General features: G+C 61.2%; 13 protein-coding genes. 7 read left to right on the forward strand and 6 right to left on the reverse strand.

All coding sequences use genetic code 11. The annotated features are described in order from the left end of the window. Positions 1 to 354 precede the first annotated feature (354 nt). Both LNW72_RS19595 and LNW72_RS19600 read left to right on the forward strand, forming a co-directional pair. The gene (locus LNW72_RS19595; protein ID WP_250976589.1) at positions 355 to 1,446 is read left to right on the forward strand and encodes an IS630 family transposase; all 1,092 of its coding nucleotides are present in this window, start codon (positions 355 to 357) and stop codon (positions 1,444 to 1,446) included. 104 nt (positions 1,447 to 1,550) lie between these two features. Then, entirely contained in the window at positions 1,551 to 1,796 is a 246-nt protein-coding gene (locus LNW72_RS19600; RefSeq protein ID WP_250976590.1) for a hypothetical protein, read from the forward strand. Positions 1,797 to 1,952: 156 nt separating this feature from the next. Here the strand turns inward: LNW72_RS19600 and LNW72_RS19605 are convergent, their stop codons facing one another. The 4 genes from LNW72_RS19605 to LNW72_RS19625 all read right to left on the reverse strand — a co-directional run bounded on the left by LNW72_RS19605 (position 1,953) and on the right by LNW72_RS19625 (position 8,285). Continuing rightward, complete coding sequence (locus tag LNW72_RS19605) at positions 1,953 to 3,494, reverse strand: hypothetical protein (RefSeq protein WP_250976591.1); 1,542 nt, start codon at positions 3,492 to 3,494, stop codon at positions 1,953 to 1,955. Positions 3,495 to 4,438: 944 nt separating this feature from the next. After that, the gene (locus LNW72_RS19610; RefSeq protein ID WP_250976592.1) at positions 4,439 to 5,290 is read right to left on the reverse strand and encodes a hypothetical protein; all 852 of its coding nucleotides are present in this window, start codon (positions 5,288 to 5,290) and stop codon (positions 4,439 to 4,441) included. A gap of 40 nt (positions 5,291 to 5,330) precedes the next feature. Next, positions 5,331 to 6,464: a helix-turn-helix domain-containing protein gene (locus LNW72_RS19615; protein ID WP_250976593.1), complete on the reverse strand. Its 1,134-nt coding sequence runs from the start codon at positions 6,462 to 6,464 to the stop codon at positions 5,331 to 5,333. A gap of 984 nt (positions 6,465 to 7,448) precedes the next feature. After that, complete coding sequence (locus LNW72_RS19625) at positions 7,449 to 8,285, reverse strand: hypothetical protein (protein ID WP_250976594.1); 837 nt, start codon at positions 8,283 to 8,285, stop codon at positions 7,449 to 7,451. A gap of 404 nt (positions 8,286 to 8,689) precedes the next feature. Here LNW72_RS19625 and LNW72_RS19630 point away from each other — a divergent pair, with 404 nt between their 5' ends. The 3 genes from LNW72_RS19630 (at position 8,690) to LNW72_RS19640 (ending at position 12,023) form a co-directional block, all read left to right on the forward strand. Next, a complete protein-coding gene (locus tag LNW72_RS19630; protein ID WP_250976595.1) occupies positions 8,690 to 10,000 on the forward strand; it encodes a hypothetical protein in 1,311 nt (436 codons plus the stop codon). Positions 10,001 to 10,996: 996 nt separating this feature from the next. Continuing rightward, entirely contained in the window at positions 10,997 to 11,434 is a 438-nt protein-coding gene (locus LNW72_RS19635) for a hypothetical protein (RefSeq protein ID WP_250976596.1), read from the forward strand. Further along, complete coding sequence (locus LNW72_RS19640) at positions 11,427 to 12,023, forward strand: hypothetical protein (protein WP_250976597.1); 597 nt, start codon at positions 11,427 to 11,429, stop codon at positions 12,021 to 12,023. The genes LNW72_RS19635 and LNW72_RS19640 overlap by 8 nt, the downstream gene beginning before the upstream one ends. 61 nt (positions 12,024 to 12,084) lie before the next feature. On the opposite strand, the gene LNW72_RS19645 is transcribed toward LNW72_RS19640, so the two are convergent. Together LNW72_RS19645 and LNW72_RS19650 are read right to left on the reverse strand one after the other, a co-directional pair. Continuing rightward, positions 12,085 to 12,330, reverse strand: coding sequence for a hypothetical protein (locus tag LNW72_RS19645; RefSeq protein WP_250976598.1), 246 nt, complete (start codon positions 12,328 to 12,330; stop codon positions 12,085 to 12,087). Between the two features lie 246 nt (positions 12,331 to 12,576). Beyond that, entirely contained in the window at positions 12,577 to 12,720 is a 144-nt protein-coding gene (locus LNW72_RS19650; protein ID WP_250976599.1) for a hypothetical protein, read from the reverse strand. Between the two features lie 559 nt (positions 12,721 to 13,279). On the opposite strand from LNW72_RS19650, the gene LNW72_RS19655 reads away from it, so the two are divergent. Then, positions 13,280 to 13,738: a hypothetical protein gene (locus LNW72_RS19655; protein ID WP_250976600.1), complete on the forward strand. Its 459-nt coding sequence runs from the start codon at positions 13,280 to 13,282 to the stop codon at positions 13,736 to 13,738. Positions 13,739 to 13,848: 110 nt separating this feature from the next. Further along, on the forward strand, positions 13,849 to 14,076 hold the full coding sequence (locus tag LNW72_RS19660) for a hypothetical protein (RefSeq protein WP_250976601.1): 228 nt from the start codon (positions 13,849 to 13,851) through the stop codon (positions 14,074 to 14,076). The last annotated feature ends 92 nt before the right edge of the window (positions 14,077 to 14,168 follow it).

A 14,168-nucleotide genomic window follows, 5' to 3' on the forward strand; every position in this document is an offset into this window, starting at 1 on the left:
GAAGGTGCGGACGATGCCTCCGGCGGGGGCGCTCAGACTCTGGGATAGCGGCAACTCGGTTGGCGTCTGCCGGCAGTTCGTGGTGGGGGTGGGGTGCTGCCATCCCGCCTGCCGACGTCCCAGGCAGAGCCGAGCAGCCGCGGCCCAGGGCGTCAAGGTCGTTCGTCCAGCGGGGCGCTCCACCTTGACGCCCTGAACCACGCCCGCTCCACAGAGTGTGGGACGACGGCAGACGGGATAGCAGCCAGAAACCCTGTGGTGGGGGAAGCAAGAGGACTTCTCGGATGGTCCGACTGTGTCGATCCGACAACGTGCCACTAGTGACCTGAGTCGGAGGTTTGGCGTTAGTTCGGTATGAGCCGTCCGGGTCCGAAGATTCCGCCGTTGTTACTGACTGAGCCCCAGCGGGCCGTGCTGGAGGGCTGGGTGCGTCGGCGCACAACCGCGCAAGCGTTGGCTCAACGGTCGCGGATCGTGCTGGAGTGCGCGGACGGTCACTCGATCATGGAGGTGTCCCGTCGTCTGCGGATCGCTCCGGACACGGTCCGCACCTGGCGGTGGCGCTTCCTGGAGAACGGCTTGGACGGCCTGTGTGACGAGCCCAGGCCGGGTGTCCCGCGGAAGATTACCGACGCGGATGTGGAACGAGTGATCGTCAGGACGCTCGAGGAGACGCCGAAGAACGCAACGCACTGGTCGACCCGTTCCATGGCCGCAGCCACGGGCATGTCGCAGTCGACGGTCTCAAGGATCTGGCGGGCGTTCGCCCTGGCCCCGCACCGCTCGCAGACCTTCAAGCTTTCGACGGACCCGTTCTTCATCGACAAGGTCCGCGATGTCGTCGGCCTCTATCTCGATCCGCCGGAGAAGGCCCTGGTCCTCTGCGTGGACGAGAAGTCGCAGATCCAGGCCCTGGACCGGTCACAACCGGTGCTGCCGATGATGCCCGGCGTTCCAGAACGCCGCAGCCACGACTACATTCGCGCCGGCACCACGACGCTCTTCGCGGCACTCGAGGTCGCGACCGGCAAGGTGATCGGATCACTGCACCGCCGCCACCGGGCCATCGAGTTCAAGAAGTTCCTGGCCAAGCTCGACAAGGAAGTCCCGGCCGGGCTCCAGGTGCATCTGATCCTCGACAACTACGCGACCCACAAAACACCCGAGATCAAGAAGTGGCTGCTGGCCCACCCGCGCTTCCACCTGCACTTCACACCCACAAGTGCGTCGTGGCTGAACCTGGTCGAGCGGTGGTTCGCCGAGCTCACACAGAAGAAACTCAAGCGCGGAGTCCACCGCTCCGTCCAAGCCCTCGAACGCGACGTCCGAACCTGGCTGGCCGACTGGAACGACCAACCCCGGCCCTTCATTTGGACGAAGACCGCTGACGAGATCCTCGACAAGGTCGCCGCCTACTGCCACCGAATCTCTGACTCAGGTCACTAGGCGTGACTGAGTATTGCGCAACAGCCATGGTCCTGGGGTCAAGATGCGGTGCGAGTGCCGGCGGGCGACGCTTAACAGACAGTTCCCTGTCAAGAGGAGTCATCATGGCCCTTCGCACCATCGTCTCAATGACCGTGCGCAACGACGTTCTTGACGAAGCTCGTCAGGCTCTATGGGCCCTGGTAACCGGCCCCTTCGGTCCCGTGGAGGTCTACCGCTCCAACCACCCGGACGACATCACCACGGTCGTGACGTCGCTGCCTGGCGACGTTCGTGAAGCAGTGGCGGAGCAACTCTCCGCGCTGACTACGCTTCCATACGAGATCGAGGTCAGGGAGGACGGTCTCTAGGTAATCGAGCGTTGCCACTGCAGGCAGAATTGGTGGAGAGTGGTCGCCGCCCGTCCCCGACCGATTTCCCTGGTCGGGGATCGGCCGATATCTACGCAGGCACGATGCTCAATTATTGAGCCACTTCAACCGTTGGAACAATGCCGCCTGGCGATATCAACTCATCAGAGCCTTGAGCCTCTTATGAAGCAGTGGATATTCATGAATATATGGCTGCACTCCAGGTTCGGCGGGCGGGGGAGGAGGCCCATTTAGAACTAGCAGGACATCGTCTACAAGTTGTTTCATGTCGCCGTCATCCAGGGCAATTACAAAACCACGGTGATCTAGCGCAGTGTCGCGACACCGACTCAAGAAGCGCTCTTTGTCGGCGAAAGACCGGCAGGCCAGGATGCCAAATTTCCCTCGCAGCGGAGAAAATCGGGATGAAAGTTGATCAATCTCGGGATTCCCAACTTCCGTTCCGTAGTTCTTGCATTCAATGAAGACGTATCGAGACGGAATCTTGTGCCTGGACAGGAAGCGAAAGAATCCATCGGTGGCGTTGTTGGTATATGAAATATCAACCCTCTTTCGACGCTCGTGGAGCTCCTCTTCCATTTCCGGCATTGCCAGAGATGGATAGAAGAGCGCGCTCATTAGAGCTTCGACGCGCGCGTGATACAGATTGGCATCGGCCTTTCCTGTCGGAGTATCAACCACTTCCTTGAGAAGCGCCCCGTAGTCTGGTGGCTCCGTATTTCCTACTGCGCTCAGTTCATCATGCGAAATCGGATGCGGAGCAACTGCCCTCTTCAGCTCCTTGTAATGGTGATATACGGATGCTCTACTCAGAGTCTCCCTCCTCACATCGGCCTTGGAGCTCCCGTATGCCCCCTCGATGTCTTGTCGATAAACCTTCTTCGTCCCATTCTTTAGGACTCTAACCAATTTACTCCTTGGGTCCGCTTCCTCTTCGGCCTGCAGGGCGGGCACCAGATGATTTTTATAGTACTCCCCGCGCGACAAGTGGAGATCGCGTCGGACGATCAACTTGGGAACAAGTAGAAGCTTTTCGCCTTCGGCAATAGGAAGTTTGATATACTCCTGTTCCCACTCGAGCGAATGTGGATTCCAGACCGGGCCGCTATCAACTCCCTCGACTAGTGGAATCTTGAAGACCGCAGCTATTTGCTGCGTGTAGGCAATGAGTGGCCCTCTGATTATATTCGTTGTAATGTCGGAAACTATGTCCTTATCGACCTTGTCAATAAAGAATGCGGTGTCTTCCAGGTCTTCAATTAGCCCGGACTTTGCGGCTTGACTTGCGGCTAGCTTCGCTGCAAAATCCTCGCTCATCTGCTTGCCGAAACCTCTTCCGGCGCTTTTCCCCTTAGAAATTCCGAGATGAGTCTCGTTGGGCTCGCCGAGGTTGCCCAAAAGATAAGCTGCGCGCCCCTTATCTCCGTGACGGACGGCGTCCAGAACGCTGTCGAAGAATGTAGCCAGCATGACGATGCACTCCTGGCCCCAGTCATCTGAGAGGTGGCGAATAGTGCTGGGGTCGATGTAGACGGGCACGTCAACGACCGTGTCAACGTCGACGAAATCCAAGGTGCCTTGCTGGCGACCAAGGTTGTAGTACTCCGAAACCCGCATGAGCCCCCCATGGATCGACAGTGCCTGTGCCGTACCCGTCTTCCATCCCTCTGTAAACATATGCTTGACATTGCGTTGCCAACCTCCAGTGAGGGAAATTTCGCTCATCCGGGGCGCGGGCCAACGGAGCATGATCGAAGCTGTGTGGCACCTCATAGCACCAGGCCTACGAGGAAGGTCCAACGCCGGGGGCGGCGTCTGTCACGATCTTCGATCACGGTAGACACAGGTCAGCAACGATTGGCAACCACCAGCAACCCGCCGAGGTCATGTCGTCCGGCCTGCGTGGACGGCTGAAAGCGTTGGGCCTCACGGTCTGAGGCGCTCTGGGCCCAATTTGGGACCACACGCTCTGCACTTGGGGGAACGACACCAGCTTGGAGAATCGTGCCAGCGTGGTCCCAGCATCATCTGACCTGCGAAAACCATGAACCCGCCGTTCCGGGGGTCGAGTTCCTCAAGACGCCCGTTCAGACGGAGACAGTCACATCCGAGGGATGGACATGTCCCAACGACTGAAGATCGCGATCATCGTATTCACCGCGGGGATCGCTGCCTTGATCTTGGTCTTGCTCTACGGACCCTCCTGGTTCATTACCTGGGCGGACAACCCAGGCAAATAGGGCACGTGCACAGCAGTACAGCAACCCGAGCCGACCATAGTTCGCCTCGAAGAGATCTGGGGTTCAAATCCCACAGGCCCCCGCAGATCAAACCCCGCAGGGGATATTTGGCGGGTTTTCGTGTTCGATGGTGCCGCCAGGGTGTGCGCGAGCCGGCGGGGTGGTTGGGAGTTCCGCTCAGATGCCCCGGCCAAGGAAGCTGAGCGCCGGGAAAAATCCCATCCCCGCAGGTAGCGGCCGCATATGGGAAGGTCGAATGAGCGATCAAATTACTTCCCGATGAAGATGCGATCGTCGGAAGCAAGCGATCGTCAGCGGCCTCAGATGTGCAGCGCTTACGATCGCCTCTACAGGATCTGATCGGCCTGGATGTGGGAGGACCTATCGAAGTCTGTCGATGAATGCTGGAGCCAAAGCTCGGATGCGCTCCTCGGGTACGTCGCCTCGGAGGGCACTAACCGCCATCTCCACACCGGGGGTTGCGGCCCCGCCGAAGAGTTCGTAAAGCTTCACAAGGCCTTGGGTGGCGATGTCGCCCACGCGGACATCCCCGCGAAGGGATGAAAAGGTTTGGGCCAATTGGCGTGAGCTGACCGTCATCATGATGCGAAGCACGTCCCCGGCGTCCTTGTCTGTGAGCCGGTCTGGGCGGACATCAGCCTGCTTGAGGCGATCAACGATCTTGTAGGCCTTGGCGACTAGGAGTGCAGCCGGACCGGCGACGTGCACAGTGACACTGCGATGGTCTCCGGGTTCGAGGCTGCGGACGACCATCGGAGATCGGTCAACGGCAGCTACTTCGAGGCCTTCGATCCAGCGGGCAGACATTGCTCCGTGCGGCGGGACACGGGCACTTCGCTTCCCGTTTTTCAGCGAGAGTTGTCGCGGGATGAGCAGGTCCAGCTCCACTGGAACAATCTTGTCACCTACGGCCTCATGGCGTTTCCAAAGCCCAGGCTGACTCTCGTCTATCAGGTCGAAGCCGGCCGCCCGCAAGGCGACGTCTAGGTGGGGCTGTTCGCCCAGTAGTTGGGGGTCGATGCTGAGATCGCCATCAGAGGTGAAGGGGGCGTTGCTGATGGCAGCATCGGGAGTGCGCAGGTAGACCGCCTGGGCGCCGACGATAGTCAGGGCCGGAAGGTGGTCGCTCAGCGCGTCGAGGCCATCGAGAAGGACGCGGCGGGCGATGACTGTGAGCTGCTGGAGATCGACGCCGTCAGGGATTTTTGCCACGATGCCTCACGTTCTCCAGGAACTGCCGGAGATGCCGATCCTAGAGCTGCAGATTCTCCTGGGCATGGTGAATGCTCAAAGCGCGCCACGTCTCCTGATGATCTGTCATGTACTGGAGGACGGCTTCACCTTCGGCAGGCATGCGGCCCGGACCGGAGAGACAGTCCAGAACCAGTTGGCTCAAGGCGACATACCGGAGACCTTGGTATGTCGCAGCCCGTTCGAACACGACTAGATCGGGTGCCTGGACCAGCAGAACATCAGCGTTCTCCTGCACAGGTAGCAGTCCAAGGTCGTCAGCGAGATCGTCAACGTTCAACCTTGCAGCTACGTAGAGCGTGAGTTGTCCACCCACAGCCAGCGGGGCGACTCGGTGGGCAGCCCAGGAGCCCGTGATGACGACACCGTCAAACCCGACCGGGGGAAGAGCGCGAATTTGGTTCATCACTGCAGCAACGCCGTTGGGCGCCAACATGCCGGCGTAGGAGTTACGCCCCAGCAGGTTGGTCTGCGCGGCACGGGCCCGCAGCAGGTTCGGCCAGTCGACATCCGTGATGGCCCGGCCGTCCCGGCGGACGAGTAGCTGATCCTCGAGTGTGTCGAGCAGCCTGGAAACGTAGGGCAGGCTCATGCCCGCCGCCCGAGCGAGTTCTGTGGCACCGTACGGCGGGCGGACATCGGCAAGGATCCGCACCAAACGCCCGGCCTTCGCCCCGCCCAGCGTCGTCTTGCTCTGCTGTTGGGCGTGCGCGCGAGGAGCTCTTGTAGCTCCCTCGGTGTGGATCACGATGGCAGGCTTCGGAACCCGGAGCGAGACGTTGCCGTTCAGGTCCAGGTAGCCGATGCCGTACTTGCGCAGCAGCTCCTGGGTTCTCGGCGAGACCCACGGCGCCATGACGAAGAGATTCGTGTAGTGGTTCACCCGCTCCAGCAAGTCCATCTTGGGCACCAGCACCTCTTGGACCATGCGAGGTGTCACAGAGGTCTTTACCTCCACCAGCAGCTGGGTGAACGAGCTGTCTCCCTCCGCCCTCACCTCGACGATGAAGTCGCTACCGCGCGACCCTTCGCGCTCAGGCCGCGGCGTGACCGTCCAGCTGGATCCGAGCAGGTCGGACAGCACCGCCAACCCTTGCCCGAGCAGGTTCTGAGGGGTCAATTCTTCGTCAGCCACGTATGCATCCTCACATGAGTAAGTCTCCCGAACTAGTGAAACTTGCCTGTATGGCCAACTTTACCGATCGAGTAAAGTTGGCCAATCAAGCAAGTTCTTCAACTTTCAGGGGTTGCCGGAGTTAGGAAACCCCGCCCGTGAGGCAAGTTGCGGTTTGCCCATATGTCTGCCTTAGAGTGTTTCGGTGCAGCTGTAGCTCCGCTGCCACTCGGCACTTCCCCGTCGTACGGGCCGCAGGTGGCTGCGTGATCGCGTACGGTCGCGAGCCAAGCAACCTTGATCGTTCCGGGACGGCGCCGCAGTGGTGTTGCACCCCCGTCGGTGATGTCGGCCACGGTAGGCCGCAGGCGCTGGAGGCGGCTTCCCTTCAGATCTATGCGGGACCGAGTGCCTAACCGAGGTACTACGGGCTCGTACTGCGCCAGGCAACCACGGGCACCCGGAGGCTATCCCCGCAGGCCAGCAGCCATCTACAAGCATGTCGAACGGATGCTCGAATGGTTTCGGGACGAAGAGGCCGTGGGTTCAGATCCCGCCATCCCGGTGAAACTGCAGGTCAGGCCCGAATCCCTCAGCGGGGGACCCGTGCCTGATTCACGCAGAGCGACTACGGCTTCGGATCGACCTTGGAAATGCCGTCCATCGCAACAGTCCCAATCTGGATCACCGGCCGGATCTGCTTCCGGTAGACCTCCTATGCGACGGCCGTGCCGAAGCGCCTGACCAACCGCGAGATCTGCTCCAGCGGCACCCCCTCTGTCCAACAGGAGCGACACGAAGCTGTGTCGGAGCCCTCGCGGCGTCCAGTTGGCAGCGTCCACACCCGGCGCGTTCCTGATGGCCGCACGGAACGCGCGAGGACGCGCGAGGCGTCTGCCTCCCTGCCGACAGCCGAAGCGAAAACCAGACCGTGTTCCTCCCAACGGTCCACCGGCTGCGAGCCGGTGGGCGCGCGAGGCTGTGGCTGTCGCGGCGCAGGTCCAGTCACTGTCGAGGGCCGGACGGATCGGCGGGACTAAGGGGATCAGTTACAGGGTGGGGTCCGCGGTGCAACGTCGTTCGGGCCACCGTTAGGAAGTGCCCGATAGCGGAGTCGAGAGTGGACGCGGCGTCCCCGTAGGCGCCTGCAGACTGCTCGTTGCAGAGGGACGCAATGTGCCCACCGCTCATGTCGACAGCGCGCAGCAGTGACCGGAGTTCCCTCAGTATCGCGGCTGCATCGTCCGGTAGCTGCGGGGTGCCGATTAGAGACCAGTAGCCGCGGATACGGAAGGTAGCTATCAGATCCTTGATGCGGTCCACCTCCCGCCGGTGGGCGGAGCCGCGCTCGTCGAGCAGCGTGCGGGCCAGGCCCGAGCTCGCCCAGTCTCGACATGTCTGCATGAGGGCTTCCGCAGTGTCCACCAGCGATAGCGCGGCGGCTGACACCTCCTCTGGGCCCTCCAGTCTTACCACCAACCTCTTGTGCGACATGTCGGTCGCCAGCGGCTTGGAAGCGGCGATGAGGGCCGGGAACTGATGGGGATCGGTCATGCTTTGTCCGAACACATTGGTCGCGTGCTCGGTGTAGTTCAGGACGGCTTGCAGCAGAGAGGCGTACGCGTCTCGCTGGATGCCACGCCTCCACTGGTCGTATTCGTTGAGGCCCTGTACGCGAACAGCGTCCAGCGCCGCCCGGTAAGTGGCCTCTGCCTGCGCTGTGGCGGCCCGCGCCGTCTGGACCGCCGCCTTCGTCTGCCATCGGCCGATGAGCAGAGTGGCAGGGACACTGACCGCTGCCACGCCGGCCGCGACAAGCGCGCCGACGCCTTGAAGATCCATCTGTGCCCCTCCCGACGCAACGATCCCACAGCAGCTCAGGCTAGACCGCGTGCTTTACCCATCAAGTACGCCACTGGTTGTGGCCGAGCGAGAAGCGCAGGAGACGGGGACACAACCGTGGCAAGTGGGTACGCAAGCGACCCCGACCGATATCCCTGGTCGGGGGCCGACTTGGTGTCTCTGGCTGGGGACGATATGAGATTCGAACTCACGGTGGCATCGCCTGCCACGACGGTTTTCAAGATCACCCGACGGTTGACCGGCCGTTGAGAATCAATCGACTTCGTACGCCCAGCTAAGCGTTCGGACGAGCGGAAAGAAATCAGAGCAGCGTCCTGGCCTAGATGACATCATGGCAGGCACGAGGCTTACACTCACCCAGCTCCGAACGGAGGAGATCGAAAATGCCCGAACATTCGCGCGACTTCGAAATCAAAGGTCAATGGTGGTTGCCGAGCGACCATGGAAATGAAGTATCGGGCACTCTCTCATATCATCCGGACACAGGATCCGAACTCCACCTGATCGGCACCTTCAATCCGCCAGAAATGCCAATGGGAGTGCGGATGGCGGGCGACGGGATTTATAGCCGAATCCACGGGCGCGCAGATCGCAAAGATTTTACCCTCGAAGGCTGCTTTCAGACGAATTACACTGGCGATATCGAGACGATTTCAGTACAGCAAATTTTCAGAGGAATATGGTTCACCGAAGATGACGAGCCCAGCGCCGATGGCGTGATGGTTGACATGCGCTACCTGACTCAATGGGTTGGGAACCGAGGAATCACGTCAGAGCGCCACACTCCTGAGAAGGTCGCAGAAGGAAGTCCCTATGCCTCACTGAAAGTACAGCAGCAACCCACACGCTCCGTCGCACTGTCGAACGGGCTGACCATCAAACTGGGGCATCGTATCGAATTGCCTCCCCACACAGGGACAGAGCAATCATTTCGCGAGCGCTACGAATGGCATCTCGAATTCAACGAATTGATTCCGACATCAGAGGCCATCGAGCACGTAAGTGACTTGCAAGACCTGGTCAGTATAGCAACCGGACGCGTCGCAGAATATGATCAATTGAGTTTCCGGCATCCTGGCGACGTAGCGGATTCCGACGGGAAAGACCGCCGTATTCAGATTGATTTCTTTGCCGAATGGATCGCAAGAAACACCAGCAAGAAGCCCGGAATTCGCCACGCCGCAGAAATGGTCTTCACATTTGATGAGCTCGGTGGAATTGGTGGAATTGCCAATTGGATGGAGAGCATGTCTCGCCATCGCGACACTCTCGGTCGCGTAATGGCGAGTCGATATCGAGTCGGACTCTTTGTCGAGGATCGCTTGTTTCATCGCGCAGTTGCCATTGAGGCTTTCGGGCGAAATCGAATCGGCAATAGAAACGTTAAGCTTTCCGGCGCCCTAGAGCACTGTTGCAGACTAGCCGGGGATCCTTTCGTCGAACTTGTTGGAGACACCGATGCCTGGTCTCGAATTGTCAAGTCAAATCGGGATGATATCGGCCACCATCTCGGCAAGCGACCCAATCAAGGCGGGGGCTCCAAACATTTTTTGGCCGAGTCTCTCTACTGGCTATACGTTGTTTGCGCACTTCGGGAATCCTCTGCCCCTACCGCCGTTTTTGAACGCATCAAGAAGAATTCAGAGTGGGCATGGCTTGGGCCAAAGGTGAGAGCTGTGGTGCAGGCGGGCTGAGCCCAACGGCGCCCGAAAGTGCCAGCCGAGCCAAGGCCGCCTGAGCGAGTCGCGCTGACCACGTGCGAGAGGCCCCGACGATCCGAACCGTCTCAGTTTCCGTCTCATTCGCTGCCGTGCGGCTCGGTTCAGGGCCGTACGCAACGCTGCCGCACCTGGCCCCCAGTACGGGTCTGAACGCCGATGAACTCCGGCGAATCGGCCTCTGACCAGGGTAAACAGACTTGGAAAGCGTGTTGGGGGCAACCCCTCACGAGTTCGAATCTCGTATCCTCCGCACCCGCCCAGCTGGGCAGACGGAAGCCCGGACCTGTTCAAGGTCCGGGCTTCCGTCGTCTCTGGTCTCACTTTTGGTCTCAGTTGCCCTTCTGGGCTCCGGACACGGGCCCCTCCGGTCGTCCCTTACGGGCGACCGCTCACTTGATCGGGGCTGGTGCCGCGAGCGCATCCGTCCGGACTTTCCCGGCTTCCAGCCGTGATCACGTCAACGATCGTGTCCGACACTCCGAGGATCAGCAGGACCATCCGACGGCGTGACGAACGTCATGGGTGTGCCCGCCCCGGACGCCGGCAGCCTTCAGCGGCTCCTTCCACTTGCGGAGGTCGATCACCCGGTCGGGCGCCAGGTGGGCATGTTGCCCCGATCCGCAGCCGACGAGGCGCGGGCAACCTGTGCAAGGATCCTTGGCCCTGCACCGCCGCCCGTTGTCTCAATGTGCGTCCAGTGTGTTGACGACCGCCGTCCACCGCCGAACCCGCAACCCTTTTGACCTGCCCGGACGTGGCACGATCACGATCGTGCCACGAGCGATTTCCACTATCCGCGTGACCTCCTAGCGTCAGTAGGGAGCTCGAAGGATGGATAAGGGCTGCCCGCACGAAGATCGTGAAGGAATAGTTGGGCGTAGGGCAACATGCGCTCTATGACCGACAGCACAGAGGACAGTCTTCCTATGTCATTTGGTTGGTCGACTGCGTAAAATTCTTCTCTCGAGTATGTGGCAGAGCGAAACCGTAGGTGGCGGAGTGGATGCAGAAGCGTTGGCCATAGCCGGTACGTTCAGTGGCGCTTTGGTATCGGCCATGGCCACAGATACCTGGCAGGAAACACGCACACGTGTTGTTGCGATTTGGCGGCGATTCCGGACAGAGGCTGCGGACGAGACAGGCCGGAGATTAGAAGCCGACCGGACCAATCTACTAGCTTTACCCAGAGATCAAAGGCGTCAAGCTGAGAGCGATTTGATACTGCGTTGGCGCGTCGAGCTACTGCAGTTGGTGCAGTGCGATTCAACAGCAGGGCAGGCGTTGGAAGATGCCCTCCTAGGCCGGGAACAAGCAGTCGAGTTACGCATCCATCAGACAGGACGCGCCTCGGGCGATGGTCGGATTTTCATGGCAGGACGCGACCAGAACTTCAATGGCAATGAGTGACTACCTGCCCGACGAGAATGACGACTGGAACATTGCGCCGCCTGCGACCGGACCACAGCAATCCGGATACAATACATATCCATATACCCTTCCGCCCGACTACAAACCCGAACAGCACCGCATTGAAATGCAGGGGGAAGCCCACGATGACTCCCGCATTTATATGGCAGGGCGCGACCAGTACGTTACGCAGGGCCTGGACATTGGAGCTCTACAGAACAAACTCCGCAAGGCATATTACGAATCTCTGTCCGGCGCGGCCCCACTTTTTTCCGGCTGGCTATTGCGCGCCTGCTGGACGTCAGGGCCTTCCGGTTGGCACTTGATCATGATTACGTTCTTCTTTTCGTTTTTGACTTTGTGCGCTTCCATATTCAACGGGTTTGTGACAGCCGACGATATCCTATCGAAAGGTAGCACCTTTTCAGAGGGAACGGGAATGCTAGTTTATGTTATTTCCGGTATCGTCATTTCTCTCGCCAGTTTCTCTTTGCTGTTCTTTTTCGGCACTCCGCAGATCGATTCATACGCTAATTCATTCGTCGCTTGGCTCGGAAATACACCCGTCTTTGGAGAGTACTTTTCCTAAGGAGGCCGCGCCCGTCTCGGTCGCCGTTCCGTTCAGTACCGTTCGTGTCTAGTGCCTTTTTCTACACCCGCCCGCCAAGGCAGACGGAAGCCCGGACCTGATCAAGCTCCGGGCTTCCGTTGTCTCCGGTCTCAGTTGCCCTTCTGCGCTCCGCCTCCAGCAGCTCCCTCCACTTGTGGTGATCAGTGGTGGGATGGAGCGGCTCGCCGGTCGGCGAGGTGAAGACGTATCCCTTCTCCACCCACAGGTCACGGGCGATGCGGCGTTCAAGTTCCTGCTGGTCCCGGTGCTGGGCGAGGAGCTTCATCAGCTCGGCGGGGACACCGATGGGGCGCCGTCCGGCACGGGGCCTCGTCTCCTTGGTCTCACGGCGGATGTTGACCTTCTGCGGGCAGTACCCGGGCTTGCGACCACAAAGGTCTGTGCAGTCGTGCTGACAGCGGGGCCGCAACCGGCCTCGGTGGACGATCAGCACCCCGAGGTCGAAGTCGACGACCGCCCACTTGAGCCCGAGGACCCAACCCTGCCGGAGACCCAGAGCCAGGGCGCTGACTCACCGCGCCGCGTTCCGCTGCCGGTTGGCGACTTCCAGGAGGAGCTGGACCTCCTCGACCGTGTACGGCACCACCGCTTCCTCCACCGGGCGTGGGGCCTTGGCGATGGTGGCCGGGTATGAGGTGGTGGTAGACCGCGACACTCGACAGCCGTCCATCGCGCGGCGTGTGGCCCACGCACGCGAACCTCCAGATCAACGTCCCGCCCCGGAGCCCTGATCAGCTCCTTGACGCACGCTCCTGCGGGAGTGGGTCGGCGGAGTTGTCGAAAGCCGGCGTTGGCGAAGACGAGGGGTGGCGCCGTCTGCAGGTCTCCGCGGGGCAGAACGGCGCCGATCGCCGGGCAGTGGTCCGCGACAGCCTCGCCGGGCCACGGTCCATGTCCAGCGCGTCCTGGCCGCCATTGTCGTCGGGGCTGCCCGGTGGAAGGGCGGTGGGGGTGTGTTCTGGGGCGAGTTTCCCACCTTTTCTGCCATGCGGTATTTCTTCGCATGCCTCGTGGAGAGCTTTTCGGCCGCCAACTCGGCTTGTGGTCAGGGGTATTGGGAGAGAGGTCTAAACCTTTTCAGGGAGTGGTGAATAGCGAAGTGACATCAGAGCGTGGCGACTGGCGACGCTATGTTTCCTTCTGCCGCCATTCGGCCGGTATCCCTTTCACCTCGACCTGAGGCCCGTCCATTTCGCGCGGGCCAAGGAGCTTTCATGCACAAGAGCCTGCGTTACATATCGGCGACTGCAGTCGCGGCTGTCGCGATCGGAGTGGCCGGGCCCACGGCGTCAGCGGCACAGACTCACCTCCCCGCACCGGCTGCGGTCGCCGAGGCGGCTTCGACCGACTCGCAGACCGTGCGGCTGACGGCCGGCGAGGTCGCCGAGATCCAGCGGATCGCGGCGCAGATCCAGGCCGAGACCGCCGCGGCCGGCGACGAGGACGCTCCGCGGATGCTGAGTGGCAAGTCCGAAGCGGGCAAGAAGATGATCGCCCTGCTCAAGAAGTCCCCGGCCCTCTTCAAGGCGGCCCTCAAGGCGGCGAAGAGTGGCCACAAGGCGTTCAAGGACTGGATGGACAAGCAGAATGCGGCGATCCGCGCCGCTTGGTGGCTCCTCAGCGGCGGCGTGCAGAGCTGGGTCATCGACGAGCTTGCCAAGCTGGTCAGCTGAACCCGGCCCGCTGGTTCGCCCGACCGGGCGGACCGGCCCTGTACGACGGAAGGACCTCGATGCCGCTTTCCCCCGCTCAGCGCAGAAGCACTCCTGAAGACGCCGTTGCCGTGTTCGGCGCGCTCCTGGTGCTTCCCGCAGGAGTTCTGCGGATCGCGTCCCGGCCGGTCCACGCCGACTACCTGATGTGGGCCTGGGGACTCCAGGGCGCGGCCCTGGCTTTCATCGTGCTGGGGATTCTCATCGGGGCCGTGAAGAAACGGAAACCCTCTCCGGGAGTCTGGGGCGTCCTCGCCGTGTGGATCCTGGCCGCCGGTCACGGACTCAGCTATGGGTGACGGAAGACCCGCCGACAACCCGTGACCCGCCCGGCCCGGGCGCCACCGTGGGTGGTGCCCGGGCCGGGTCCGGCCGCGGGGAGCGGGCGACG

The organism is Streptomyces sp. RKAG293 (assembly GCF_023701745.1).
Taxonomy (GTDB): Bacteria; Actinomycetota; Actinomycetes; order Streptomycetales; family Streptomycetaceae; genus Actinacidiphila.